This is a genomic window from Pseudomonas sp. Ag1, from assembly GCF_000278565.1.
Lineage (GTDB): Bacteria > Pseudomonadota > Gammaproteobacteria > Pseudomonadales > Pseudomonadaceae > Aquipseudomonas.
The window spans coordinates 65622-91733 of the sequence record NZ_AKVH01000098.1 but is presented as its reverse complement, the minus strand read 5'-3'; the positions used below and the strand labels follow the sequence as shown (position 1 = coordinate 91733).

The 26112-nt window shown below is 63.2% G+C and carries 17 protein-coding genes; 2 read left to right on the top strand and 15 right to left on the bottom strand.

What is annotated here, in order from left to right; translation table 11 throughout:
- The first annotated feature begins 90 nt into the window (after positions 1 to 90).
- Entirely contained in the window at positions 91 to 3438 is a 3348-nt protein-coding gene (treS, locus tag A462_RS16490; protein WP_008435160.1) for a maltose alpha-D-glucosyltransferase, read from the top strand.
- Positions 3435 to 5669, top strand: coding sequence for a 1,4-alpha-glucan branching protein GlgB (glgB, locus tag A462_RS16495; RefSeq protein ID WP_008435158.1), 2235 nt, complete (start codon positions 3435 to 3437; stop codon positions 5667 to 5669). Before treS ends, glgB begins: the two co-directional genes overlap by 4 nt.
- A gap of 129 nt (positions 5670 to 5798) precedes the next feature.
- On the opposite strand, the gene A462_RS16500 is transcribed toward glgB, so the two are convergent.
- The 15 genes from A462_RS16500 to A462_RS16570 all read right to left on the bottom strand — a co-directional run bounded on the left by A462_RS16500 (position 5799) and on the right by A462_RS16570 (position 26111).
- Positions 5799 to 8384, bottom strand: coding sequence for an autotransporter family protein (locus A462_RS16500; protein WP_008435155.1), 2586 nt, complete (start codon positions 8382 to 8384; stop codon positions 5799 to 5801).
- 95 nt (positions 8385 to 8479) lie between these two features.
- Entirely contained in the window at positions 8480 to 9241 is a 762-nt protein-coding gene (locus A462_RS16505; RefSeq protein WP_003207524.1) for a PIG-L deacetylase family protein, read from the bottom strand.
- Positions 9242 to 9428: 187 nt separating this feature from the next.
- Entirely contained in the window at positions 9429 to 10088 is a 660-nt protein-coding gene (locus A462_RS16510) for a glycosyltransferase (RefSeq protein WP_008435152.1), read from the bottom strand.
- Positions 10085 to 10684: an SAM-dependent methyltransferase gene (locus A462_RS16515; protein WP_008435150.1), complete on the bottom strand. Its 600-nt coding sequence runs from the start codon at positions 10682 to 10684 to the stop codon at positions 10085 to 10087. Before A462_RS16515 ends, A462_RS16510 begins: the two co-directional genes overlap by 4 nt.
- A complete protein-coding gene (locus tag A462_RS16520) occupies positions 10681 to 11439 on the bottom strand; it encodes a PIG-L deacetylase family protein (RefSeq protein ID WP_003207531.1) in 759 nt (252 codons plus the stop codon). The genes A462_RS16515 and A462_RS16520 overlap by 4 nt, the downstream gene beginning before the upstream one ends.
- Positions 11436 to 12434: an acyl-CoA dehydrogenase family protein gene (locus tag A462_RS16525; protein WP_008435147.1), complete on the bottom strand. Its 999-nt coding sequence runs from the start codon at positions 12432 to 12434 to the stop codon at positions 11436 to 11438. Before A462_RS16525 ends, A462_RS16520 begins: the two co-directional genes overlap by 4 nt.
- A gap of 1 nt (position 12435) precedes the next feature.
- A complete protein-coding gene (gene glgX / locus A462_RS16530) occupies positions 12436 to 14595 on the bottom strand; it encodes a glycogen debranching protein GlgX (RefSeq protein ID WP_008435145.1) in 2160 nt (719 codons plus the stop codon).
- A gap of 123 nt (positions 14596 to 14718) precedes the next feature.
- A complete protein-coding gene (locus tag A462_RS16535) occupies positions 14719 to 14985 on the bottom strand; it encodes a DUF2934 domain-containing protein (protein ID WP_008435142.1) in 267 nt (88 codons plus the stop codon).
- 23 nt (positions 14986 to 15008) lie between these two features.
- On the bottom strand, positions 15009 to 17765 hold the full coding sequence (locus tag A462_RS16540; protein WP_008435140.1) for a malto-oligosyltrehalose synthase: 2757 nt from the start codon (positions 17763 to 17765) through the stop codon (positions 15009 to 15011).
- Positions 17762 to 19846: a 4-alpha-glucanotransferase gene (gene malQ / locus A462_RS16545; RefSeq protein ID WP_008435139.1), complete on the bottom strand. Its 2085-nt coding sequence runs from the start codon at positions 19844 to 19846 to the stop codon at positions 17762 to 17764. The genes A462_RS16540 and malQ overlap by 4 nt, the downstream gene beginning before the upstream one ends.
- Positions 19843 to 21594 (bottom strand): malto-oligosyltrehalose trehalohydrolase, encoded by a 1752-nt coding sequence (gene treZ, locus A462_RS16550; RefSeq protein WP_008435135.1) that lies wholly within the window; start codon positions 21592 to 21594, stop codon positions 19843 to 19845. Before treZ ends, malQ begins: the two co-directional genes overlap by 4 nt.
- Before the next feature lie 16 nt (positions 21595 to 21610).
- Positions 21611 to 23170: a glycogen synthase GlgA gene (gene glgA, locus A462_RS16555; RefSeq protein ID WP_008435133.1), complete on the bottom strand. Its 1560-nt coding sequence runs from the start codon at positions 23168 to 23170 to the stop codon at positions 21611 to 21613.
- Between the two features lie 460 nt (positions 23171 to 23630).
- Positions 23631 to 24584 carry a D-2-hydroxyacid dehydrogenase family protein gene (locus A462_RS16560; protein ID WP_008435131.1) on the bottom strand — a complete coding sequence of 318 codons (954 nt, stop codon included), beginning with the start codon at positions 24582 to 24584 and terminating at the stop codon, positions 23631 to 23633.
- 26 nt (positions 24585 to 24610) lie between these two features.
- Positions 24611 to 25624: an alpha/beta fold hydrolase gene (locus A462_RS16565; RefSeq protein ID WP_008435128.1), complete on the bottom strand. Its 1014-nt coding sequence runs from the start codon at positions 25622 to 25624 to the stop codon at positions 24611 to 24613.
- A gap of 55 nt (positions 25625 to 25679) precedes the next feature.
- Positions 25680 to 26111, bottom strand: a complete 432-nt coding sequence (locus A462_RS16570; RefSeq protein WP_003207548.1) for a YqaA family protein — start codon at positions 26109 to 26111, stop codon at positions 25680 to 25682.
- Between the last annotated feature and the right edge of the window lies 1 nt (position 26112).

The window sequence follows — 26112 nt, the reverse complement described above, 5'->3', positions numbered from 1 at the left end:
TCCACTGATATACCGCTTTCGCGAGCAAGCCCGCTCCCACATTGACCGAGTTCCTTCAGGCAGAATTTTTCGAATTCCCAGGAGTTTCCAATGGCGAAGAAACCCAAGGCTGCCACCTTTATCAAAGATCCGCTCTGGTACAAAGACGCGGTGATTTATCAGGTTCACGTCAAATCCTATTTCGACTCCAACAACGACGGCATCGGTGATTTTCCCGGGCTGATCGCCAAGCTCGACTACATCGCCGACCTTGGTGTGAACACCATCTGGCTATTACCGTTCTACCCCTCGCCACGCCGTGACGATGGCTACGACATCGCCGAATACCGCGGCGTGCACAGCGACTACGGGACCATGGCCGACGCCAAGCGCTTTATCGCCGAAGCCCATAAACGCGGGCTGCGGGTGATCACCGAGCTGGTGATCAACCACACCTCCGACCAGCACCCCTGGTTCCAGCGGGCCCGCAAGGCCAAGCCCGGCTCGGCGGCGCGGGATTTCTACGTATGGTCCGATGACGATCAGAAATACGACGGCACCCGGATCATTTTCCTCGACACCGAAAAGTCCAACTGGACCTGGGACCCGGTCGCCGGCCAATACTTCTGGCACCGCTTTTACTCCCACCAGCCGGACCTCAACTTCGACAACCCGCAGGTCATGAAAGCCGTCCTGTCGGTGATGCGCTACTGGCTCGACATGGGCATCGACGGCCTGCGCCTGGACGCGATTCCGTACCTGATCGAGCGCGACGGCACCAACAATGAAAACCTCCCCGAAACCCACGACGTGCTCAAGCAGATCCGCGCCGAGATCGACGCCAACTACCCCGACCGCATGCTCCTGGCCGAAGCCAACCAATGGCCGGAAGACACCCAGTTGTACTTCGGGGACAAAAAGGGCGACGACGGCGATGAGTGCCACATGGCGTTCCACTTCCCGCTGATGCCGCGCATGTACATGGCGCTGGCCCAGGAAGACCGTTTCCCGATCACCGATATCCTGCGCCAGACCCCGGAGATCCCGGCCAATTGCCAATGGGCAATCTTCCTGCGCAACCACGATGAACTGACCCTGGAAATGGTCACCGACAAAGAGCGCGACTACCTCTGGAACTATTACGCTGCCGACCGCCGTGCACGTATCAACCTGGGGATTCGCCGCCGCCTGGCGCCGCTGATGGAACGTGACCGCCGGCGCATCGAGCTGCTCAACAGCCTGCTGCTGTCGATGCCGGGCACGCCGACCCTGTACTACGGCGATGAGATCGGCATGGGTGACAACATCTACCTCGGTGACCGCGACGGCGTGCGTACGCCGATGCAATGGTCCATCGACCGCAACGGCGGCTTCTCCCGCGCCGACCCGGCCAGCCTGGTATTGCCGCCAATCATGGACCCGCAATACGGCTACCAGTCGGTCAACGTCGAAACCCAGACCCAGGACCCGCACTCGTTGCTGAACTGGACGCGGCGCATGCTCGCGGTGCGTAAACAGTCCAAGGCGTTCGGTCGCGGCAGCCTGAAAATGCTCTCGCCCAGCAACCGCCGCATCCTGGCGTATACCCGCGAATACGCAGGCGCCGATGGCAAGAATGAAATCATCCTGTGCGTGGCCAACGTGTCCCGCAGTGCCCAGGCCGCAGAACTGGACCTCTCGGCGTTTGCCGGCATGGTTCCGGTGGAGATGCTCGGTGGCAATGCCTTCCCACCGATTGGCCAGCTGAATTTCCTGCTGACCCTGGCGCCGTATGGCTTCTACTGGTTCGTGCTGGCGGCGGAAAACCAGATGCCAAGCTGGCACGTGGAACCGGCACAAAGCATCCCGGACTTCACCACCCTGGTGCTGAAGAAACGCATGGAAGAATTGCTCGAAGCACCGTGCCGCACCACCCTGGAACAGAATGCGTTGCCGGCGTGGCTGCCCAAGCGCCGCTGGTTTGCCAGCAAGGATACGGCAATCGACAGCGTGCACATCGCTTATGGCGTGCGCTTCGGCGACCCGCAGCATCCGGTGCTGCTCAGTGAAATCGAAGTCACCAGCGCCGGCCAGGTCAGCCGCTATCAACTGCCGTTCGGCTTCCTTGGCGAAGACCAGTTCACCAGCGCCTTGCCGCAACAACTCGCGCTTGCCCGTGTACGGCGAGTGCGTCAGGTAGGTTTGGTGACCGATGCCTTCAGCCTCGACACTTATATCCGCGGCGTGATCCAAGGCCTGCAAGCCAAAACCGTCCTCGACTCCACCGATGGCGAGATTCGCTTCGAGCCCACGGCGCAGTTGGCCAAGCTGGAATTGAACGACGAGTCGGAAGTGCGCTACCTCGCGGCGGAGCAGTCCAACAGTTCCGTGGTGGTGGGCGGCAGCCTGGTGCTCAAGCTGATCCGAAAAGTCAGCGCCGGGGTTCACCCGGAACTGGAAATGGGCGCCTACCTCACCGAAGCCGGCTACGAGCATATCTCGCCGCTGTTGGGCTCGGTGATCCGCCACGATGCCGATGGCCAGGACAACCTGCTGATGATCGCCCAGGGTTACCTGAGCAACCAGGGCGACGCTTGGGGCTGGACCCAGAATAACCTGGAGCGAGCGATTCGCGACGAACTGGCCGAAGCCATGTCCGAGCAGGAACAGCACTACAACGCCCTTGGCGAGCTGGCGGATTTCGCCGGCTTGCTCGGCCAGCGCCTGGGCGAGATGCACCTGGTGCTGGCGGCGCCCACCACTAACAAGGCGTTCAAGCCCGAGGTCACAACCCTCAAGGACAGCCAGGGCTGGGCCAGGCACGTGGGCGCGCAAATCGACCACGCCTTGCAGTTGCTCAAACAGCATCAAACCAAGTTGAACCCTGCCGATCAGGCGTTGGTCAGTGCTTTACTGGAGCAGAAAAAGGCCATCGCCAGTCACGTTCAGGACCTGGCGAAAGCCACGGTGGGCGGGTTGCGCATTCGCGTGCACGGCGACCTGCACCTGGGCCAGGTACTGGTGGTCAAGGGCGATGCCTACCTCATCGACTTCGAGGGCGAACCGGCGCGGCCGCTGCCTGAGCGTCGCGGCAAACACAGCCCGTACAAGGATGTGAGCGGGGTGCTGCGCTCGTTTGATTACGCGGCGGCCATGGCGGTGAATGTGCAGGGCGTCGACCAGTCGCCCGAGGCCAATGCGTCCCGGCAACGTGTGGCGGATCGCTACTTGCATGAGGCCAGGCAGGCATTTATCCAGGCCTATCACGCTGCCACGACTACACTGGCCCATGACTGGCAGGATGCCAAAGGCCAGGACGCAGCGCTGGCGTTGTTCAGCCTGGAGAAGGCCGCGTACGAAGTGGCCTACGAAGCAGAGAATCGCCCGAGCTGGTTGCCGGTGCCGTTGCAAGGTTTGCACGGGCTGCTCAGCGGGTTGAAACCAATATCGAAAACTGCACGCGGTGGGGAGACGTCATGAGTTTTACAAGCAAAGAACCGCTGCAGGAAAAGTTGAGTGTGATGCCCAAACCTGCTGATATCGAAGCCCTGGTGCGGGCCGAGCACCATGATCCATTCTCGATCCTGGGTCCCCATGACGACGAGCAGGGCGGCCAGTTCATTCGCGCCTTCCTGCCGGAAGCACTGAGTGTCCAGGTCCTGGCCCGCGACAGCGGCGACCACATCGGCAGCCTCGATGCGACCCAGGTGCCGGGCTTGTTTGTCGGGCATTTCGGCAGCCGTCAGGCGTACTTGCTGAAGATCCAGTGGGCCGGTGGCGAACAGATCACCGAAGACCCTTACAGCTTCCAGCAACTGCTGCTGGGGGAGATGGACCTGTACCTGTTTGCCGAAGGCAATCACCGCGACCTGAGCAGTTGCCTCGGGGCACAAGTGACCAGCGTCGACGGGGTCCAGGGCGTGCGTTTTGCGGTATGGGCACCGAATGCCCGCCGGGTCTCGGTGGTGGGCGACTTCAATATCTGGGACGGGCGCCGTCATCCGATGCGCCTGCGCCATCCGTCCGGTGTGTGGGAGATTTTCATCCCGCGCCTGCAACCCGGCGCGGCCTACAAGTATGAAATCCTCGGTGCCCACGGGATTCTGCCGCTCAAGGCCGACCCCATGGCCCTGGCCACGCAGTTGCCGCCGGATACTGCGTCCAAGGTCGCTTCGCCGCTGCAGGTCGACTGGCAGGACCACGACTGGATGCAATCGCGCAGCGAGCGACAAAAGCCCAGCGCACCCTTGTCGATCTACGAGTTGCATGCCGGTTCCTGGCAGTGCGAGCTGGATGAAGTCGGCGAGGTGTCCCGCCAGTACAGTTGGCGCGAGCTGACCGAGCGGTTGATCCCTTATGTACAGCAGTTGGGCTTCACCCATATCGAACTGATGCCGATCATGGAGCACCCGTTCGGCGGCTCATGGGGTTATCAGGCGCTGTCGCAATTTGCCCCGACGGCACGTTTCGGCTCGCCGGAGGATTTCGCGTTTTTCGTCAACGCCTGCCATCAGGCCGACATCGGCGTGATCCTGGATTGGGTGCCGGCGCATTTCCCCACCGACACCCACGGCCTGGCGCAATTCGACGGCACCGCGCTGTACGAATACGCCAACCCGCTGGAAGGCTTCCACCAGGATTGGGACACCCTGATCTACAACCTCGGCCGCACCGAAGTCCACGGCTTCATGCTGGCGTCGGCGTTGCACTGGCTCAAGCATTTCCATATCGATGGCCTGCGGGTGGATGCAGTGGCCTCGATGCTGTACCGCGACTATTCGCGCAAGGCCGGGGAATGGGTACCCAACCGCCACGGCGGTCGGGAAAACCTCGAGGCCATCGACTTCCTGCGCCACCTCAACGATGTTGTTGCCCTTGAGGCCCCCGGCGCGCTGGTGATCGCCGAGGAGTCCACCGCATGGCCGGGCGTAAGCCAGCCGACCCAACAGGGCGGTCTGGGGTTCAACTACAAGTGGAACATGGGCTGGATGCACGATTCGCTGCACTACATCCAGCAGGACCCGGTGTACCGTGCCCATCACCACAACGAGCTGAGTTTCGGCCTGGTGTATGCCTGGTCCGAGCGTTTTATCCTGCCGATTTCCCACGATGAAGTGGTACACGGCAAGCACTCGTTGATCGACAAGATGCCCGGCGACCGCTGGCAGAAATTTGCCAACCTGCGGGCATACCTGAGCTTCATGTGGATGCACCCGGGCAAGAAGCTGCTGTTCATGGGCTGCGAGTTCGGCCAATGGCGCGAGTGGAACCACGATCAGCAACTGGACTGGTACCTGCTGCAATACCCCGAACACCGGGGCGTGCAGAAACTGGTGGGCGACCTCAACCGTCTGTACCGCGAAGAGCCGGCGCTGCATGACCAGGACGACGCGCCACAGGGCTTCCAGTGGTTGATTGGGGATGACGCGATCAACAGCGTCTACGCCTGGTTGCGCTGGAGCAAGGATGGCAGGCCGGTGCTGGTGGTGGCCAACTTCACGCCGGTGCCGCGTGAGGCCTACAAGGTCGGCGTGCCGTTTGCCGGGCGCTGGAGCGAGGTGATCAACAGCGATGCCGACACCTATGCCGGTTCCAACTTCGGCAACGGTGGCGGGGCGTTTACGGAGGAGGAGCCCAGGCACGGGCAGCCGTTGTCGCTGTCGTTGAACCTGCCGCCATTGGGCGTGCTGATCCTGCGACCGGACGCCTGACTTCCAGACGATGAAGACCCCATGTGGGAGCGGGCTTGCTCGCGAATGTGCAGTACCAGTGCCAGATTTTTTGGCTGACACACTGCATTCGCGAGGAAGCCCGCTCCCACAGTGGGGATGTGTTGTGGCTTAGAAGTCGACCCTTATGCCAATCGTGCCTTTGCGCCCATTCAGCTGATTACCGTCCAGATTGCTGTTGTACCCCACCTCGCCATACACACTGACCGTACTCGATACCTGCAGCGTTGCCCCGGTGCTGACGTCCAGCGTGGTGGACTTCTGTTCGGTGCTGATGTCCGTGCTGTCATTGAACGTGACGGTGTTATTCCCGGCGCTGGCGTGCCACACGTTGGTACGCACATAAGGCAGCAGGGGCATGCCGCTCACGCTGTAGCTGCCCTTGAGGCGGACACCGAGACGGGTGACGACGTTAGTGTCGGCGCGGAATGAGACATCCGAGATTCCGTCGTTCTGGCTGCCCACATAGCTTCGATCGACAATCACCTGGGCCTGCGGCTCGACCTCCCACTGTTCAGACACCGCAAACGGCATTCCCACCTCCACAGACCCCAGCACGTTGTGGTCCTTGGTTGGGAGTTTGACGCCCCGGTCGGATTCACTGTGGCCATCGAACCGCGTGCCCATCAGCACGACATCGATATAGGCGCGGTTGGCGCCGATGAGCGTCCAATACGCGCCCAGGCTGTCACCGCGCAGGGTGGTGTTGCCGGCGTCCTTGCCCTGAAAACCGCCATTGAAACCCGCCACATTGCCGGTCAGGCGGCTGTGGCCGACAAAGAAGCCGAAGCGTTGGGTCAGGCCAGCGTCGTTGGTCCAGGCATACAGGTCAGTGCCAACCTGGAAACCGGACAGGGAGCTGTCCAGCGACGGGCTGACGGTGCCGGCGAATGATTGCCGCGTGCTGCTGCCATACACCCGGCCCCAACCGGCCGCTAGTGCACCAGGTTGGCGTTGCAGGCTTTGGTCGCCCATGCGTTCGTGGTAGGTGCCCAGCATGCCCTGGACCATCTGCTGCACGGCGGGAAACAACACGGCATACACCGGGACTTCCGGGCGATAGATGGGTATGGGTTCTTCTCCCGGGAAAATCCCCGGGAGGTCCGGCGTGCCATCGGCGGGTACGGGGGGGAGAATGCCCACTGGGTCGTCAGGATCCTCAGGGTTGGGCAGCGGCGGCGCCACCACCGAGGACCGCAGGAACCAGTTTTGCCCGGTGCCCGGCGTTACGCCTCCTTTGAACAGGTAGTACTCATAGGCGCCTGCGGAAACGGATCCACCGCGCAGGGTAAACGCCAGGTCGCTGCTCGTGGCACCGTTAAGCGCTTCAACCACCTGGATGCCGTTCTGCAGCGTCATGGCGCCGGGGCCGGCAAGGTTGGTGACGGTGATGGTAGTGCCGCCTTGCAGCGTGCCCTGGCTGACTACCAGCTTGTCACTGGCCGAGCCGTCGGCGCCGAGTACCGATTGCAGCGCGAGTTCGCCACCATTGCCGGTGTAGTTGCCGTTGACGGTCAGGCTGTCGGTGGCGCTGGAACTGCCGGTGGTCATGTCGATCAGGCCGCCGTTGTTCAGGTTGGCTGGTTGCCCGGCCGCGAAGGGGCTGATGCTGCCCTGTGTTACCTGCAGGGCGGCACTGCCAAAAATATTCAGGGTACCGGTGGCTGTAGCGCTGTCACCGAGCTTGAAGTCGCCGCCCAGGGTCAGGCGCGAATTGTTGTCCAGGTTGACGGTTTCCCAGTTGACATAGCGGGTTGGCGTGGCGGATCGGGTGTTGTCGAAGGTCAGGGTGTCGTTACCCAAACCACCGTCCAGAAGTGGTGTGGAGGCCAGGGTGGTTTCGGTCAGGTTGAGCAGGAAACCCCTGTCAGCGCCATCACCCATGAGGATTTCCTTATGGATCAGACCGCCGCCTTCCCAAGTGAACTCATCGTTGCCAAAGCTGGCGAGGATCTGCCCACTTATTTCCCCTCCGCTGACGTTGATGATGTCGTCGCCGCCGCTGACGCTGATGTTGCCACCAACCGTTCCTCCGGAAACCAGGATGGTGTCGTTTCCGAAGCCAGTAACGAGGTTGCCGATGATCGCTCCACCCCGCAGGTCAAACAGGTTGTTGTCGAGCTTCATGTCGACCCGCCCGATGCTGCCACCGGTCATCAGCGCTACATCTCCATCTTCAAAAGCACCGACAATCCTGCCACTGCTCATGGTGAACTCGTCACGGCCGTCGCCCTGAGCCAGTGAGGCGACGGTGCCACCGCTCTGGAAGTACTGGTCTACCCCGTCACCCTGGGAGATTGCACCGGAGCTGCCGCCGCTGATTTGCGCAATATCACCGCCCGCGCCTTGCGTCACCGTGCCGGAGATATTGCCATTGAACAGCTGGAAAATATTTCTTCCGTCACCTTGATTGATCGCACCGTTGATCGCGCCGGAATCCATCGTGACCCGATCATCTCCCGCTCCATAAGTCACGTTGCCGACGATGATGCCGGTGCCGCCGACGGGGAACTCAAGGATGTTGCTTCCTTGTAAATCCGTCAGCGCGCCAGCACTGCCATCGCTGCACAGGGTGGTGTCGTTGCCTGCGGTTATGACCAGCGTACAGGCGGCGTGCGCGGGGAGGGGCCAATTGAGCAACAGCGTCGTCACGCTGCAGACGCTCAGATACGTCACTGATGAAAACCGCGTGCTCATGATTCGCCCTCCCTGCAAGCCGGTGTTCCAAGCTAGCCACACAGAGAGAGCGTTCGCTACTGTCAGAAGTTACAGGTATAGACGAGTGGGTGCGCCTACAAAAACACAATCTCATAGGGCTCGCGCATGCGCTCCAGCAGCACCTGTGCCAGGATCGGCGCCAGGCCGATTTCCGGGTCGCCTGCCAGTTGGCTGGCATAGGCGTGGGCGGCGTGCAGCTTGCGGGCGACGCTCCAGGTGTCGAGCCGCACCTTGCGCGCGCGCTGCCAGGGGATGGCGGCGGTTTCCCGAAGCGGCCAGTGCCACGCCCAGATCGGCAGTTCGTGCAAGCGCACGCCCTTGACTGCGCAGGCTTTGGCAGCGGCACGGCCGACGGCGTCGTGGTCGTCATTGCCGTCGTTGCGCCAGGTGGTGAACACCACGTCGCCGGGTTGCAGGTAGCGCGCAATGAACTGGCTCATTTGCTGTTCCCGCGCGGCCAGGGCGTTGTCGGCGAAACCGCCGCGTATCCATTTCAGGCTGTGCAGGGGCACGCCCAGGCGGCGCAGGGCTTCGACACTTTCCTGGGGCCGCACCACGCTCAAGCGTTTGGCCGGCCACACGGCAGACCCCGGATGGCTGGCGCTGCCGTCGGTGATGGAGATCAGTTGCAGGGAGTATTCAAGGGTGCTGAGCAATTGCAGCAGACCGCCGCAGGCGATCACTTCATCGCCGGGATGCGGGGCGATGATCACCACGCGGGCGCCCTTGGGCACCAGGGTTGCGGGGTTGATGGCAGGGATTTGCGCGAGTTGCGGGGCGCTGTTCCAGATTTGCGCGGGGCCCCGGCGGTTGTCACTTAACAGTGCAGGCTTCATGGGTGTCACGTCCTTGTTTATCGGTGGTGCAGGCCGTACCCCGTTGACGGGACGGCTCTTGTGGTACGCGAGCGTCAGGTACTGCACGCTCGCGGCGCGACGGCGTTCCAACCCTGGATTGCCGTGCAAGGAATAGTGATGATAGTTATGAATCGCCGCTTTAACACCGCCGGGTGTCGCAATTTTTTCAGGAGGCCTGCATCAGGCTCTTCAGGTAATCACCGAAGCCGCCCTGGGCGCGACAATCCAGGCGGGCACTGGTAATCACCTGGGGCGAGTGGCTCCAGGCAATGGAAGCCCCGCAGCGCTCCAACTGGCGCACCAGCTCCACGTCTTCATGGCAGGGCAGGGGCTCGAAACCGCCGGCCCGCACGTAGGCGCCGGCACTGACGCCCAGGTTGGCGCCGTGGATATGCCGATGCCCGTCCCGGGCGGTGTAGGCCTGGTGATAACGGATCTGCGCCGCCGGGTCGAAGCCCTCGCTCCAGGCGTCCACCGTCACCGTGCCGCACACCGCATCCACGCCCAGGGCCAGTTGCGCCACCAGCCAATCGGGAGCGACGCGGCTGTCGGCGTCGGTGCAGGAAATCCAGCGCGCGCCGTTATTAAGCAGGTGCCGCGCACCCACGCCGCGCACGTGGCCCACGTTTCGCGCCTGCACTTCCAGGCTGTGCACCTGGTATTCGCGGGCGATCATGGCGCTGCGGTCGCTGCAGCTGTCGAGCACTGTCAGAATCTGCACCTCTTCACCCAGCAGGCCCGGATGACTGGCGGCGACCATCGCAGCTTTCAGGCATTCGGGCAGCAGATTTTCTTCGTTATGCACGGGTATCAGGATGCCGATCATCGCAGTCCCTCCAGGGTCGCAACCGTGGTGCCGTCGCGGCTCCACAAATCCAGTAGAAAATCGCTTTCGTGATGCTGCGCCAGATGTGGCATGCCCAGGCGCTGGCCGAGGCGCGCATGCACCTGTTCGGCGGTCTGCGGGCAGCCTTCGATGATCGGGCGCCAGTGGCAGGCGAGGATTTGTCCATCAGGCGTCAGGGAGGCGAGCGCGCGATCGATCAGCCCATCGAAATCCTTCGGGTCCAGGTAGTAGCAAAGCTCGCTGAGCACGATCAGCTCGAAGGTATCGCTGGGCCATTGCTGCGGCAGGCGGCTCTGCTGCACGGTGGCATGGCTGAAACCCCGCAGCCGCGCCTGTGCCAGGCTGACCGCCGCTTGTGCCGTGTCACAGCAGAGCAGGCGGTCACAGCGCGGGGCCAGCTCGAAGCTCAGTTCGCCATTGGCGCAGCCGGGTTCAAAGATCGAGGCATAGCGCGGCCGGGTCAGCAGCGCCAGGGTCAGGGCCCGCTTGCGCTGTTCATACCAGCGTTGCCGAAAGGCCCAAGGATCGTCGTTGCCGGCAAACAGCTCGTCGAAATAGGGCGTGGCGACACTCATACGAACACCACTTCAAAAGGTTGCAGCAGGCGCTCCAGCACATAGGGCGCGAGCACCGGCGGCAGGCCGATCTGCGGGTCGCCTTCCAACTGGCTGGCGAAGGCATGGATGGCGTGCCGTTTACGGGCCACGGCTTCAGGTGTCAGGGGGATTTTACGAGCGCGATCCCAGGGCACCTGGCTGTCTTCCGGGGTTGCCCAATGCCAGGTCCACACGGGCAGCTCGAGCAAGGTGGCGCCCACCGCCCGGGTCGCCTTGGCACTGGCACGGCCCACGGCCTCGTGGTCGCAATGGCCGTCTTCGCGCCAGGTGGTGAAGACCACGTCGCCGGGCTTGAGGTAACGCTCGATGAAGCGGCTCAGGTCTTCTTCACCTGCGGCGACCTGGCTGTCGCTGAACCCGGCCCGCAACCATTTCAGGCTGTGCAACGGCAATCCCAGCCGGTGCAGGGCCTGCGCCGACTCTTGCGGCCGCACCACGCTCAGGCGTTCCACCGGCCAGCGGCGCGAGCCGGGATGACTGGCGCTGCCGTCGGTGACGGAGATCAGCAGGATAGGGCGATCCAGCGCGGCAAGGCCTTGCAACAGGCCGCCGCAGCCCAGGACTTCGTCATCCGGATGTGGCGCGATGATCACGGCGCGGCTGCCTTCAGGCACCAGTTCGGCAATGTCTACGCAAGGCAGCTCGGCCAGTCGCGACGAGCTTTGCCACACATGCAAGGGCGTGCCCTGGCCGACGATTGGATTGATCTTCATAGTTCCCATCTCCCTGGGCGCTCATCGGCGACTTGTTGACCAAGGGCGGCCAGGTCGCGCTCGGCGTGACTTTGCCGCAGGTACACCGGCAAGTCGGCCATCAACTGGGCAAAATGCGGGTCCTTGCAATACGGCCCGGCGCCCAGTGCTCGGCCGACATGGTGAATCACCTGGTCGACGGTTTCTTCGATACAGGCCCGTGCCTGTTGTGCCAACAGCCGGGCATCTGCCTTGGGCTGCCGGTCGATATGGGTGGCGCTGTCGCGCAGCACACAGGCCGCGCTGTGCAAGGCACTGTCGACGCTGCCAAGGTGCGCCAGGGCGTGGGGCTCCGGGCGTTTTGCGCACTGCTCGCGCAAGGCCTCCGCCAGGCGTTGTGCCGCGCCGTACCAGCAGGCGGCGATGCCGATGCCGCCTTGCCAGAAGCCCGGGCGCGCCAAATAGTCCCCAGGCTTGCCGATGGCCAGGCCAACGGCGTCGTGGAAAAGCACTTCAACGCTGCCCGTAGCGGCCATGCCCACGGCGGCCCAGCCCTCATCGGTGACGGTTACACCGGGCTGGTGCATTTGCACCGCAACCAGTTGCTGGCGATCCTCTTCATCCCACGCCGTGAGCAACCCGTGGCTGACCACCGCCGTGCCCGAGCACCAGGCCTTGCGGCCCTCCAGCCGCACACGTTGGCCGTCACGCCGGATCCGCACCTTGGCGGTGGGCGGCTCGGCCGCCCACATGCCCCACGTGCTGCCAACCGGCGGCAAGGGGCTGTCGAGTTCAGCGATGATCGCCAGGGCGTCCGTGTGGCCTTCAAACAACTTGCACAACCGCAGGTCATGGCCGGCGACTTGCGCCAGCCGGCTGAAGCGTTCCAACGTTTGCCCGCTGCCCGGCAAGGGCAACTGATCCAGGCCTTCCTCCACCAAAGCCCTCAGCGCAGCGCCGAGGGCCTGGGTGTCCGGGTAATCCCGGTAGCCGCGAAGAAACTCATGCAAGGCCATGTCACACCTCGTCCTCATGCTGCAGTTCAAACAGCAGCAGCGAACGCCCGGTGACCGCGTATTCGTGATCGAAATCGAAGCGTTCCTGGCCACGCACTGCCGGCTGGTTGGTGTCGAGCATGCAGGTCCAGAAGCCGCCATCCGGCACCGGTGGCAGGCGGAAATTGACCATGTCGTGGTGGGCATTGACCACCAGCAACAATGTGGCATCGGCCCCCGGGCGGCGAATCCCGGTTTCCTGGGCGCGGCCATCCATCAGCATGCCCAGGCAACGGCCATGGCTGTCCTGCCATTGCTCGATGGTCATTTCATCGCCGCTCGGCGCGAGCCAGGTGACGTCCTTGACCCCGATATCTTCGTTGTAGTCGCCCACCAGGAAGCGCCCGCGACGCAGGATCGGGTACGCCAGGCGCAACTTGATCAGGCGCTTGACGAACTTGAGCAGGGCCTTGCCGTCTTCATCCAGTTCCCAATTGATCCAGCCGATCTCGCTGTCCTGGCAGTAGGCGTTGTTGTTGCCGTGCTGGGTCCGGGCGAACTCGTCACCGGCTACCAGCATTGGCGTGCCCTGGGCCAGCAGCAGGGTGGCGAAGAAATTGCGCATCTGGCGCAGGCGCAGCGCGTTGATTTCCGGGTCGTCGGTAGGGCCTTCGACACCGTGGTTCCACGACAGGTTGTTGTTGCTGCCGTCCTGGTTGTTCTCGTCGTTGGCTTCGTTGTGTTTGTCGTTGTAGGACACCAGGTCGTGCAGGGTGAAACCGTCGTGGGCGGTGATGAAGTTCACCGAGCTGTACGGCCGGCGGCCGCGCTGGTTGAACATCTCGCCCGAGGCGGTCATGCGTCCGGCGAAGTCGGCCAGTTGGCCGTCGTCACCTTTCCAGAACGAACGGACGGTGTCGCGGAAACGGTCGTTCCATTCCACCCAGCCCGGCGGGAAGCCGCCGACCTGATAGCCGCCGGGTCCACAGTCCCAAGGCTCGGCAATCATTTTCACCTGGCGCAGCACCGGGTCCTGGCGGCAGGCCACGAGGAAACTGTGGCGCTCGTCGAAACCGTCGCGGTAGCGGCCAAGGATGGTTGCCAGGTCGAAGCGGAAACCGTCGACATGCATCTCGGTCGCCCAGTAGCGCAACGAGTCAGTGACCATTTGCAGCACGCACGGGTGGCTCAGGTCGAGGGTGTTGCCGGTGCCGGAATCGTTGATGTAGAAGCGCTTGTCATCGGGCATCAGGCGGTAGTACGAGGCGTTGTCGATGCCGCGCATGGACAGCGTCGGGCCTTGCTCGTTGCCTTCGGCGGTGTGGTTGTAGACCACGTCCAGGATCACTTCCAGCTTGGCTTCGTGCAGGTGCGCGACCATTTCCTTGAACTCGGCGATCTTGCCGCTGGCCAGGTAGCGCGGGTCCGGGGCGAAGAAGGCGATGCTGTTGTAGCCCCAGTAGTTGGTCATGCCTTTTTGCAGCAGGTGCTGGTCGTTGACGAAGGCGTGCACCGGCAGCAACTCGACCGATGACACACCCAACTGGCGAATGTGCTTGAGCACATCGTCGACCATCAGCCCGGCGCAGGTGCCGCGCACTTCCTCAGGCACCGAAGGGTGGCGCATGGTGATGCCGCGCAGGTGGGTTTCATAAATGATCGTGCGATCCCACGGCGTGCGCACTGGCTGGTCGTTGCCCCAGGTGTGGGCCGGGTCGATGACTTTGCACTTGGGCACGAAGGGCGCGCTGTCGCGCTCGTCGAAACTGAGGTCGGCGTCCGGATGGCCGATGGTGTAGCCAAACAGGGCCTCGGACCATTTGAGCTCGCCCACCAGCTGTTTGGCGTAGGGGTCGATCAGCAATTTGTTGTGATTGAAGCGATGACCGGTGGCCGGGTCATAGGGACCGTACACGCGGTAGCCGTAGATCAGCCCGGGGTGGGCGTCGGGCAGGTAGCCGTGGAAGGTTTCGTCGGTGTATTCCGGCAGTTCGATGCGCTCCAGCTCGACTTCGCCGCTGTCGTCGAAGATGCACAGTTCGACTTTGGTGGCGTTGGCCGAGAACAGCGCAAAGTTGACCCCCAGACCGTCCCAGGTCGCGCCGAGAGGGAAGGGCAAACCTTCACGAATCCGCGACGGCTCGTTTTCCGGCGTCGAGTTGGGCTTGTTGGGTTTGCTCATTGAGATGCTCCTGCAAAAGGGTTTTTCCGGGCCGAACGGGGCCATTCCGGCGTGATGCCGGGTAGATATCGGTAGTTGGATAGCCTCCTGCGGTGCGGGCGCACCTGCAGGAGGATCTTTGGGTCAGGGGGCCTTGGGCTTCTTCGCAGCAGGCTTCTTCGCCGCCGGCACTGCGCTCGGCTTGGCTGCCGGTTTCGGCGCTGCCGCTGCGGGCTTGGCTTTTGGCTTGGCCTTGGCGGCGGCCTTCGGTACCTTGGATGGCGTCAGCGCTTCGGCTTCCGCCAGTTTGCGCGCCATTTCCCAGTGTCGTGCGTCCTCGCCATGGGGTTTACCTTCAGATTCCCAGATCTGATGTGCCAATTCGCGGATGCGTTTGTCTTCAGTACTCATCGCAATGCTCCTCACAGAAAATTTCAGCTTTCTTGATCATCAGGATTGATAAAGACATTGACCGGGAAATCCCCCAGGGCAGCGCTGATCATGAGCTCCTTGTTTGGTGTGACTGCGCCTGTTCGGAAAAGTCCCTTCCAATTTTGGGTTGGAGCGGCGAACGGTAATCGGACCCGGGTATCGCCCCAAATCTGCGCGTTGATCAGGGGATACACACCGTTTTCAAGCAGCCGGTGAGGCCAGCGTGGCACCACCACCAGCAGCTGTTTGCCCTGGTATTCGCGGTAGAAAGCGACCACCCGCTCGGCGTGTTCGCCCACCACTTCCAGAGGCTCGTACGTGCCCTGGCGAAACAGTTGCGGATGCGCCTTGCGCAACCCCAGGACCTGGCTGATCAACGCCTGTTTTATACGCCCGTCATGCCAGTTGAACATCAGCTCGCCGATGTCCGGCGGCGTGTGCAGCCCCTGTTGCCGTACGGGGTAGTCCACCGGGCGGCGGTTGTCAGGGTCTACCAATGTGAAGTCCCAGAACTCATCGCCCTGGTACAGGTCCGGCACGCCCGGCACGGTGAGGCGAAGCAAGGATTGCGCCAGCCCGTTGAGCGCGCCGGCCGGGGCGATGGCCTGGGCGGCCTCGCCGATGGCATCGCGCAGGGTCTTGCCGGCGTCCTCCAGCAGCAGCCGTGACAGGAACGCTTCGACACCTTGCTCGTACAACTCGTTGGGTGCGCTCCAGCTGCTGTTGAGCTTGGCTTCACGCAGGGCTTTTTGCTGCCACTGCCACAGGCGCTGGTGATAGTCCGCCAGGCCCTCGGTATCGTCGCGGTGCAGGTCCAGCGGCCAACTGCCCAGCAGCACCTGATAGAGGATCAGTTCGTCACCCGCGTACGGCGTGTTCGCATCGCTGCGCAGGCGGGCGGCGAGGGGGCGCCATTGCTCCACCTGCTCGGCATACCAGTCGGCGGCCTCGCTGAGCACGGCCAGGCGCGCACGGGTATCTTCGCCGCGCTTGTGGTCGTGGGTGGCGGTGGCCAGCAGGTTGTCGGGGAAGGTGCGCAGTCGTTGCTGATTGACCGCGTGGAAGTCTTCCAGCGGGGCGCTGAATTGTTCGGTGCTGAAACCCACGTCATTGCGCGACAACAACACACCCGAGCGGTAGAACGCAGTGTCTTCCACGGCCTTGGCCGCCGCCGGCGAGGTCAGTTGCTGGAAGCGTACGCAGGCGTGCTTGAGCATCTTGCGTTTGCGGCCCAGGGGGCGGTCGCGCCAGGGTTGGCCGCCGAGCCATTTTTCCAGGTAGTCGAGCACCGGCCAGTCGCCTTCGCTCAAGGTGCTGCGGGCACCGGCCAGGGCTTGCAGGAAAAACACGTCATCCAGTTCGCTGCGGCCCCGGGCGCTGATGTAGGTGCGGTACACCGGGAAATGCACGATCAATTCCTGCAACGCGCGGCGAATTGCACCCAGGGTCAGGTCGCGGCTCATCACATCGTCCCGGGCCACTTGCAGCAGGGCCTGGGCCACACTTTCAAAATCCCCGGCCAGGGAACCGTTGAGGATCTGCTGCCGGGCCAGCCAGGCTTCTTCGATAAATGAAGACGGGCGTTCGGTGTGGCGGGTCCATAACTCGGCCAGGGGTTCGAAGCCCTTCGGGTCATGTTGCAGCAATGACAGCTGGTTCATGAATTCGTAGCCGGTGGTGCCGTCCACGCGCCAGTCTTCACGCAAGGTTTCGCCTTCGCCGAGGATCTTCTCGACGAAGATCGGCAAGTGCCGCCCACTCGCCAGCGAGTCCACCCGGCGGCGCAGCTTGCGGCAGTAACCGCGCGGGTCGGCGAGGCCGTCGATGTGGTCGATGCGCAGGCCGTCGATCAGGCCTTCGCTGATCAGCTGGAAGATCTTGCCGTGGGTCGCTTCGAACACCGCGCTGCGTTCAACCCGCAGGCCGCCCAGCTCGTTGACGTCGAAGAACCGCCGCCAGTTGATATCGTCCGCTGCCGTGCGCCAGCTGGCCAGGCGATAGCTTTGTTGTTCCAGCAGGTGGTGCAGGCGGGCGAAACCTTCGGGCTGGCGGGCGTCGTAGAGGTCGAGGTTCGCTTCGATGGCCTTCAGGGTTTCGGGGTCGCGGGCGGCCTCGATCAGTTCCTGTTTCAGCGCGGCGGCCTGGGGATAGGCGTCCGGCTGGTAGGCCAGGCTGCTGAAGCGATCGGCCAGTGACTTGACGGGCACCAGCTCGCCGTATTCCCGCGGGCAGATCGGGAAGCGATGTTCGTAATGCTCGACGTAGAAGCTGCCGTGCTGCGGGTCGAAGCGCAGCGGCAGGGCACCCGACTGCAGGGCTTCGCCGTAGTCGCTGCCCAGGAACGGCATCAGCAGTTGGCCCTTGAGCAGCGGGTCTGGCGAGTGCCATTGAATGTCGAAGAATTCGCTGTAGGGACTCAGGCGACCCCATTCCAGCAAGTCCAGCCACCACAGATTATCGGCACCGCCGACGGCCATGTGGTTGGACACGATATCGAGGATCAGCCCCATGTCATGTTCGCGCAATGCCGCAACCAATCGCCGCAGCGCCGGTTCGCCGCCCAGCTCGGGATTGACGGTGGTGGGATCGACCACGTCATAGCCGTGCATCGAACCGGCGCGGGCGCTCAGCAATGGCGAGGCGTAGAGGTGGCTGATGCCCAGCTCGGCGAAGTACGGCACCAGCGGCACGGCGTCGTCGAGGGTGAAGCCCTTATGAAATTGCAGGCGCTGGGTAGCCCGAAGCGTCAATGCTTTCATCGGTCACGCTCTTGGGCCTGGATGCGCGCCACGGCCAGCAACTCAAGGCGGCGGGCGGCGTTTTCATCATCGAGCAGGGTGGCGGCATCGCCCGGCAGGCGGCGGCGCCAGTTCGGGTGGGTGTCGGTGGTGCCGGGCAGGTTGGATTGTTCCTCGACCCCCAGGGCGTCCTCCAGCGGCAGCAATACCAAGGGTGCGCGGGTGTGGCCCAGGTAGCGCACGCTGGCGTCGATGACGTGGTCGGTTTCGTTGCGCACTTCGTCGATGAAGTTCTGCGGGTCCTGGCTCAAGGCCTGGCGCAGTGCCTGGCGTTCCCGCAGGCGGTGTTCGCTCCATTGCTCGACGGTGGGTGCATCGATCAGGCCTAGCTGGATATTCCAGTCGATATCGCGGCTGTGCCACCAACCGTTGAGGGTCGGCAGGTCGTGGGTGCTGGTGGTGGCCAGCGCGTTGTCCGGCCAATCGAGGATCGGCTTGAACTGGCCGCCGTGGTCTTGTTCGAACAGCAGCACGCGCATGCCGAGGATCGAGCGCGCGATGAGTTTTTCCCGCAGGCCGTCGGGTACGGTGCCGAGGTCTTCACCGAGGACGATCGCCTGGTGACGGCTCGACTCCAGGGCCAACAGCCGCAGCAGGTCATCCACCGGGTAATACAGGTAGGCGCCGTCTCGTGGCGAGGCGTCCATCGGGATCACCCACAGGCGTTGCAGGCCCATCACATGGTCGATGCGCAAGCCGCCGGCGTGGGCGAAGTTGGCCCGCAGCATTTCGATAAACGCGCGAAAGCCGTTGCGCTTGAGGCCTTCAGGGGAAAACGCGGAGATACCCCAGCCCTGGCCGGCACGGTTGAGGATGTCAGGTGGCGCACCCACGGTCAGTTCCGCCAACAGTTCATCCTGGCGGCTCCAGGCCTGGCTGCCGCCGCCGTCGGCGCCCACTGCGAGGTCGGCGATCAGGCCGACACCCATGCCGCTGCCGCGCGCCGCTTGTTGCGCGCGTTCCAGGCACCGAGCAATCAGCCATTGGCTGAAGGCGTAGAAGCCGATTTCGTCCCGATTGGCTTCGGCAAACTGCACCAGGGCCGGGCTTTGCGGGCTGTGCCAGTCCTCTGGCCAGTGGCGCCAGTCGAGGCTCTCGCCGTTGGCCGCGCGTTCGGCTTGTACGGCTTCGAAGCGGCAGTGGTTTTCCAGGGCTTCACCGCCAGCCTGGCGAAAGCTCAGGAAGTCGGCATGTTGCGGGTGGTCGCCCTGGCGGAAGTCGTCATACAGGGTGCGCAACAGGCGCTGCTTGGCTTTGGCCGCGGCCGGCCAGTCGATCAGGCTTTGTTGCTCAAGGTCATTCAATTCGTCGGCCAGCCCGCTGGCCTCGATGGCAGTTTGCACCGCACGTTCGCCGAGGATGCAGCCGGGGGACGCGTACAAACTGTTGAGGAACAGGCGGCTGGACGGGGAATAGGGGCTGAAGCGCTCGGTGTCGGCGCCGAACATCGCGTGCATCGGGCTGATGGCCAGGGCGTCGGCGCCGCGTTCGGCGGCGGCGCGGGCCAGTTGTTCCAAGGCCTGGGTATCGCCAAAGCCGCCGTCGCCGCTGCGGCGCAGGGAATACAGCTGGGCGCTCAGGCCCCAGGCGCGGGCGGTCTGGGTGTCGACCGCTTCTGCAACGGTGTAGCAATGCGTCGGTGCCACGGCCAGGGTGAAATGCTGGTCGGCAATATGCACTTGTTGGTAGCCGACCGGAATCGAGCCGGGCAACACCGCGTTCTCGTCCAGGCTCAGGTCCAGCACGCTGGAATCTTCGAGGTGAATCTGGCACGGCGTACCGGGAGCGAAGTAGCGCGCCAGGTCCAGGCCGGCGCCGCTGTCGACGGTCATCAGGGGCGGCAGATGCTTGTCTTGTTGCACGCGTTCGAGGTCCAGCAGGCTGGCTTCGATCTCGGCGTCGCTGTCGGCCGGGTGGCCCAGGCCTTTGAGCACGGCGCGCAGGGCGTCGGGCTTTACATGTTGCGGGCGGCCATTCGCGTCGATCCAATCGACGGCCAGGCCCGCTCGGCTGGCGAGTATTTCCAATTGCGCGTCGCTCAAGGGTGCTCTCCAACAGGGGAATGGGTGAGGCTGACGCGGGCGCTGAGGGGAGCCAATTGTTCGGCCCCGCTGGCCTGCGTCACAAATAGGAGGTGCTCGGCAGCCGGGTAGTTCAGAGAATCGGCGCTCAGGTTGAGGTCGATCTGCAACAGGCTGCCATTGCCCAGGCGCCAGCGCGCCGTGACCGCGCCCTCCGCCAGCACGTGCGCACCCAGGGCCATGCTGCCGGGCAGGTGCGGCACGATATGTTGGTGGCGCAGGCTCAACAGGTGCCGGTAGAGCTGCGAGTCGCCGCAGTCGGCGAGGGCGGGTGCCGAGCGGCGGAAGGTCTGCAGGGAGTTGGGGTCGGGAATGCGTTCGCGGCGTTCGGGGTCGCTGAACGCGGCGAAGTCGGCAAACTCATTGCGCCGGCCTTCACGTACCGCCTCGGCCAGTTCGCCGTGATGGTCGGTGAAGAACAGGAACGGCTCCTCGGCGTTGACTTCATCGCCCATGAACATCAGCGGGATCATCGGGGACATCAGCAGCAAGGTCGTCGCGGCGCTCAGGGCCTGGGGCGAACACAGTTGATGCAGGCGTTCGCCCAGGGCGCGGTTGCCGATCTGGTCGTGGTTCTGCAGGAACAGCACAAAGGCGCTGGGCGGCAGGTGCCCGCTGGGCTCGCCGCGCGTGTGGCCGTGGCGCGTGGTGTGGCCCTGGTAGATAAATCCTTCGCTCAGGCAGCGCGCCAGTTTTCCTGTGGGGTCCTGGGCGAAATCGCTGTAGTAGGCGTCGGTTTCGCCGGTGAGCAGCACGTGCAGGGCGTTGTGGCCATCATCGTTCCACTGGGCGTCGAAACCGCTTTCCAGCAGGCTGGCCTGGTTGAATTCGTTTTCCAGCACCAGCCACACATGCCGCCCCGTGTCGACTTGCTGGCGTACTTTTTGCGCCAGCTCCTGCAGAAATTCGGGATCGTTGATGGCGTGCACGGCGTCCAGGCGCAGGCCGTCGAAGCGGTATTCCAGCAGCCACATCAGGGCGTTGTCGATGAAGAAATCCCGGACCTCCCGGCGATCAAAGTCGATGCCCGCGCCCCAGGGCGTGTGCACGTCTTCGCGAAAGAAACCCTTGGCGTAGGTGCCGAGGTAGTTGCCGTCGGGGCCGAAGTGGTTGTAGACCACATCGAGGATTACCGCGAGGCCATAGTGGTGCGCACTGTCGATCAGCTGTTTGAGCTGCTCGGGCGAACCATAGGAGGATTGGGGAGCGTAGGGCAGGACACCGTCGTAACCCCAGTTGCGTTCGCCGGGGAATTGCGCGATGGGCATCAGCTCAATGGCGGTGACCCCCAGCTCGGCGAGGCGCGGCAGTTGTTTCTCGACCTCGGCGTAGCCCCCCAGTACGCCCACGTGTATCTCGTAGATCACCGCTTCGTGCCACGGCCGGCCTTGCCAGTGGCTTTGGCGCCACTGATAGGCCAGGGGGGCGACCACCACGCTGAAGCCGTGAACGTCCGTGGCCTGTGCCCGGGAAGCCGGGTCGGGAACGTCCTGTTCGCCGTCGATGTTGTAGCGGTAGCGGGTGCCCGGCGGGCATTGCAGCTGCACCACAAACCAGCCATCGGCCTGGGGCAGCATCGCTACCGATTTTCCTTCCTCAAATTCAACGCTGACATAAAACGCGTCTGGCGCCCATAACGCGAAGCGGGTGTGTTCCGCATCCAGCATGATCGCGCCGTGGGGCCAGGTTTCCAGAGTCCGTGACGGCATCTATGAAGACCTCTTTTTACTGTTTCCCCGATCTTCCCAGCGCTTTCGCTACCAGTTGCTCATAAAGTTCGGCATAGGGTTCCACTGCCTGGCACCAGTTGAACGGTGCGGCCATAGCCCGGCAACGCATGGCGTTGAGCAAGCCTGGGAAGGCGAAGACCTTGAATGCGCGGCTGAGGGCCGCTTCGTAGCTTTCGACAGTGGATTCGTTGAACAGGAAGCCGGTGACGCCATCCTCGATGGTGTCGGCCAGGCCGCCGGTGTTGCGAGCGACCGGCAACGAGCCGAAGCGCTGGGCGTACATCTGGCTCAGGCCGCAGGGTTCGTAACGGGATGGCATCAACAGGAAGTCGCTGCCGGCAAACATGCGCCGGGCGTCGGTCTCGTTGAAGCCGATGCGCACGCCGATCTGGCCGGGAAAGCGCAGGGCCAGTGCACGCATGGCTTGCTCTTCTTCCGGCTCGCCACGACCGATGATCGCGATCTGGCCGCCGTTTTCGACGATAAAACTGGAGACCGCTTCGGTCAGGTCCAGGCCTTTCTGGTAGACCAGGCGCGATACCACGGCGAACAGCGGGCCGGTGGAGTCATCCAGACCGAACAGGTTGCGTACATGGGCGGCGTTCTGTGCCTTGCCTTCCCAGTCACCGATGTTGAAGGGGTGAGTCAGGTGCGGGTCGGTGGACGATTCCCAGCTTTCATCAATGCCGTTGGGAATGCCGCTGAGCAGGCCTTGCTGGGTCTTACTGGCGAGGAAGCCATCCAGACCGCAGCCAAATTCGGGGGTGGTGATTTCCTGGGCGTAGGTGGCGCTGACCGTGGTGATATGGCTGGAATACGCCATGCCGGCTTTCAGGAATGACAGCTTGCCGTAGAACTCCATGCCTTCTTGCTGCAAGGCGTGTTCTGGAATACCCAGCTCCGGGCACGAGGCGAGGCTGACCACGCCCTGGTAGGCGAGGTTATGAATGGTGAACAGCGTTGGAGTGCGTGACCCACGCCAGTGCATATAGGCTGGCGCCAGGCCGGCGGGCCAGTCATGGGCGTGCACCAGGTCCGGGCACCAGTGGATTTGCGCCAGGTTGGCGGCAATATCGGCGGCGGCCAGGCCCAGGCGGGCGAAGCGGATATGGTTGTCGGGCCAGTCACGGCCGTTGTTGGCGCCGTAGGGCGTGCCTTCGCGCTCGTAAAGCTCGGGGCAGATCAGCACGTAGATGACCAGGCCGTCCTTGAGGTCCATGCGCCCGATTTTGCACGGTGGCAGCGCGGCGTGGCCCCCCAGCTCACCGATGATATGAATAGGGTTGTCGCTGTCCAGCACTTGCGGGTAGCCGGGGATCAGCACGCGCACATCGTGCAGGTGCGCCATGGCGCGGGGCAGTGCGGCGGAAACGTCGCCCAGGCCGCCGGTTTTCACCAGGTCGGCCAGTTCGGAAGTGACAAACAGCACTTTTTTGCGATTGGGATTCACACGTGGGACCGGCCGCACCGTGTTGGGAAGGTCGGCCAATGAGGTCGGCCCGCCAACCGGCTGACTAAAACGCTCTCCCTGAGTATCTACAGCGGCACTGATCATAGTTCTCTCCCGAGTTTTGGTCGGCTGATGGCATATGGCAATCAGCGAAAGTTGACCGCGTCCTGCGGCCAGGCGCACAAGCGCTACACAGACTGGCAAGCCTTATGCCAGTTGTGCTGGAGTCTTAAATAGAGTGGATGGACGGGCGTTCGGTGGGAACCGTCAGCACTCGCCTTACCTTAAACCTGACCTGTGGCAGAGTTGGAAAGTTTCGATTTTTTGCGGGGTTTTTGTTTTGGATCGGACCCATCGGTCATGAGTCTAGGACAGATCCCAGAGCCTGTGGGGTCTGTGGGGTATTTTTGTAGGACAAATTTTTTTCATGAGCTCCGTAGCAGCTGTCGAGCCCCAGCGAGGCTGCGTCGGGCGCACTGCCGATCCTGAACCAGGGCGCGCCCGACGCAGCCTCGCTAGGGCTCGACAGCTGCTACGGGGGGGAGTGGGAGGTGAAATGTGTGCACTAGCTTAGTGCGCGAACGGGCACTCCTTTGGCCCAGGCTTGGATGTCTTCGATCATTTGCTGGTAGAACTGGCGGTAGTTCTGCTCGCTGACGTACCCCACATGAGGGGTGGCCAATACGTTGGGCAACTGGCGGAATGGATGCCCGGCTGGCAGCGGCTCCTGGGCGTACACGTCCAGTGCCGCGCCCGCCAGCCGGCCATTGGCCAGGGCGTCAATCAAGGCGGCCTCATCGACAATCGGCCCGCGTGCCGTGTTCACCAGATGCGCCGTAGGTTTCATCCAGCCCAACGCTTCGGCGTCCACCAGCCCGCGGCTGCGGTCGCTGAGCACCAGGTGAATCGACAACACGTCTGCCTGTTCAAACAACTCGCGCTTGCTGACCCAGGTCACGCCGCTTTCGGCAGCGCGCTCTGGGGTAAGGTTTTCGCTCCAGGCAATTACGCGCATGCCGAAGGCCTGGCCAAATTTGGCGACCTTCTGGCCAATGCTGCCCAGCCCGAGAATCCCCAGGGTCTTTCCGTACAAATCGCCGCCCAGGCCCACTTGCCAAGCCCCGGCGCGCAGGGAATTGGCTTCGGCCAGCAGGTTGCGGGTGGACGCCATGATCAGTGCCCAGGTCAGTTCCGGGGCCGCGTGCTTGTAACTGTCAGTGCCGCCTACCTGGATACCCAGGGCCTTGGCCGCAGGAATGTCGATGGCGGCGTTGCGCATGCCGCCGGTCACCAGCAACTTGAGCCTGGGCAAGCCTTGCAACAGAGCCCGGTCGAAGGTGGTGCGTTCGCGCATCACGCAGATCACCTCGAACCCCTGCAAACGCTCGATCAATGTGGCGGTGTCCGCCGGGTAATCGTGGAGGAAGTGCACCTGGCCGACCGACGCCAGGACTGACCAGTCCACCACGCCACTGGCCACATTCTGCCAATCATCAATCACTGCGATCTGTACCGACATTCACGCATGCCTCGAAAAAGGTTGGATTAAAGGGCGTTCAGCCCTTGCAACAGTGCCTTGTGAAACTGTGCCGGCTCTTCCATTTGCGGTGCATGGCCCAGGCCCGGGAATTCCACCAGGGTGGCGTGGGGAATCAGCTTGGCCACTTGCTTGCCCAGCACCGCGTAGTTGCCGAGCTTCGCCTTGACCGCCGGTGGCGCCAGGTCTTTGCCAATGGCGGTGTTGTCGGAAGTGCCGATCAGCAGCAGGGTGGGCATCTGCAGGTCCTTGAACTCGTAGTACACCGGCTGGGTGAAGATCATGTCGTAAATCAGCGCCGAGTTCCACGCCACCTGGGTGTGGCCGGGGCCTTTGTTCATGCCGGCGAGCATATCGACCCAGCGGTCGTATTCAGGCTTCCAGCGGCCGAGGTAGTAGGTGTCGAGCTCGTATTTGCGGATGCCTTCGGCGGTCAGTTTCAACTCGCGCTCGTACCATTGGTCAACGCTGCGGTAGGGCACGCCGATGGCCTTCCAGTCTTCCAGGCCAATAGGGTTTACCAGTGCAAGTTGTTCGGTTTGCTGCGGATAGAGCAGGGCGTAGCGTGTGGCAAGCATGCCGCCGGTGGAATGGCCGAGCAGGGTAGCCTTCTGAATACCAAGTTTTTCCAGGAGTTGATGGGTGTTGATCGCCAGTTGCTGGAAGCTGTACTGGTAATTGTCCGGCTTGCTGGAGGTGCAGAAACCGATCTGGTCGGGAGCGATCACCCGGTAGCCGGCGTCGCTCAGGGCCTTGATCGATTCATCCCAGGTGGCGCCGCAGAAGTTCTTGCCGTGCATCAGCACGATGCTGCGCCCGTTGGCCTTGCCTTTGGCCGGCACGTCCATGTAGCCCATCTGCAGGGATTTGCCCTGGGACTGGAAGGTGAAGTGCTCTACCGGGTACGGGTATTTGAAGCCTTGCAGCTCGGGGCCGTAGGTCGGACCTTCTTCGGCGGCGAAGGCGGGCAGGGCGCTGCCGAGCAACAGGCTGGCGACGCACAGAGAGCGGATCTTGGACATGGTTAGAGCTCCGGGAACAGTGCCCGGATGCTGTGGCGAGGGGATTAACGGGAGATTAAATCCAGTGCAGGGTGAGCATGGCCAGTACCCCGTAGCGCGCCCCTTTTGCAAGGGTTACCAGCACCAGGAACCGCCAGAACGGTTCGCGCATGACCCCGGCCACCAGGGTCAGCGGGTCACCAATGATCGGCACCCAACTGAGCAGCAACGACCAATGGCCCCAGCGCTGGTAATGAGTACGGGCGTTTTCCAGGTGCCTGGGGCTGACCGGAAACCAGCGTCGATCCTTGAAGCGCTCGACCGAGCGGCCCAGCAGCCAGTTCACCACCGAGCCCAATACGTTGCCGGCCGTTGCAACCCCGAGCAGCAGCCACACGCTGTAATGCCCGCTGATCATCAGCCCTACCAGCACCGCCTCCGATTGCATCGGCAACAGCGTGGCTGCGCCGAAGGCGGCGAAAAACAGTCCCAGGTAACCGGCAAGCATC

Excerpts from the sequence above, each read along its gene's own strand:
- treS (WP_008435160.1), top strand. The coding sequence starts at position 91 with ATGGCGAAGAAACCCAAGGCTGCCACCTTTATCAAAGATCCGCTCTGG.
- glgB (WP_008435158.1), top strand. The coding sequence starts at position 3,435 with ATGAGTTTTACAAGCAAAGAACCGCTGCAGGAAAAGTTGAGTGTGATG.
- A462_RS16500 (WP_008435155.1), bottom strand. The coding sequence starts at position 8,384 with ATGAGCACGCGGTTTTCATCAGTGACGTATCTGAGCGTCTGCAGCGTG.
- A462_RS16505 (WP_003207524.1), bottom strand. The coding sequence starts at position 9,241 with ATGAAGCCTGCACTGTTAAGTGACAACCGCCGGGGCCCCGCGCAAATC.
- A462_RS16510 (WP_008435152.1), bottom strand. The coding sequence starts at position 10,088 with ATGATCGGCATCCTGATACCCGTGCATAACGAAGAAAATCTGCTGCCC.
- A462_RS16515 (WP_008435150.1), bottom strand. The coding sequence starts at position 10,684 with ATGAGTGTCGCCACGCCCTATTTCGACGAGCTGTTTGCCGGCAACGAC.
- A462_RS16520 (WP_003207531.1), bottom strand. The coding sequence starts at position 11,439 with ATGAAGATCAATCCAATCGTCGGCCAGGGCACGCCCTTGCATGTGTGG.
- A462_RS16525 (WP_008435147.1), bottom strand. The coding sequence starts at position 12,434 with ATGGCCTTGCATGAGTTTCTTCGCGGCTACCGGGATTACCCGGACACC.
- glgX (WP_008435145.1), bottom strand. The coding sequence starts at position 14,595 with ATGAGCAAACCCAACAAGCCCAACTCGACGCCGGAAAACGAGCCGTCG.
- A462_RS16535 (WP_008435142.1), bottom strand. The coding sequence starts at position 14,985 with ATGAGTACTGAAGACAAACGCATCCGCGAATTGGCACATCAGATCTGG.
- A462_RS16540 (WP_008435140.1), bottom strand. The coding sequence starts at position 17,765 with ATGAAAGCATTGACGCTTCGGGCTACCCAGCGCCTGCAATTTCATAAG.
- treZ (WP_008435135.1), bottom strand. The coding sequence starts at position 21,594 with ATGCCGTCACGGACTCTGGAAACCTGGCCCCACGGCGCGATCATGCTG.
- glgA (WP_008435133.1), bottom strand. The coding sequence starts at position 23,170 with ATGATCAGTGCCGCTGTAGATACTCAGGGAGAGCGTTTTAGTCAGCCG.
- A462_RS16560 (WP_008435131.1), bottom strand. The coding sequence starts at position 24,584 with ATGTCGGTACAGATCGCAGTGATTGATGATTGGCAGAATGTGGCCAGT.
- A462_RS16565 (WP_008435128.1), bottom strand. The coding sequence starts at position 25,624 with ATGTCCAAGATCCGCTCTCTGTGCGTCGCCAGCCTGTTGCTCGGCAGC.
- A462_RS16570 (WP_003207548.1), bottom strand. The coding sequence starts at position 26,111 with ATGCTTGCCGGTTACCTGGGACTGTTTTTCGCCGCCTTCGGCGCAGCC.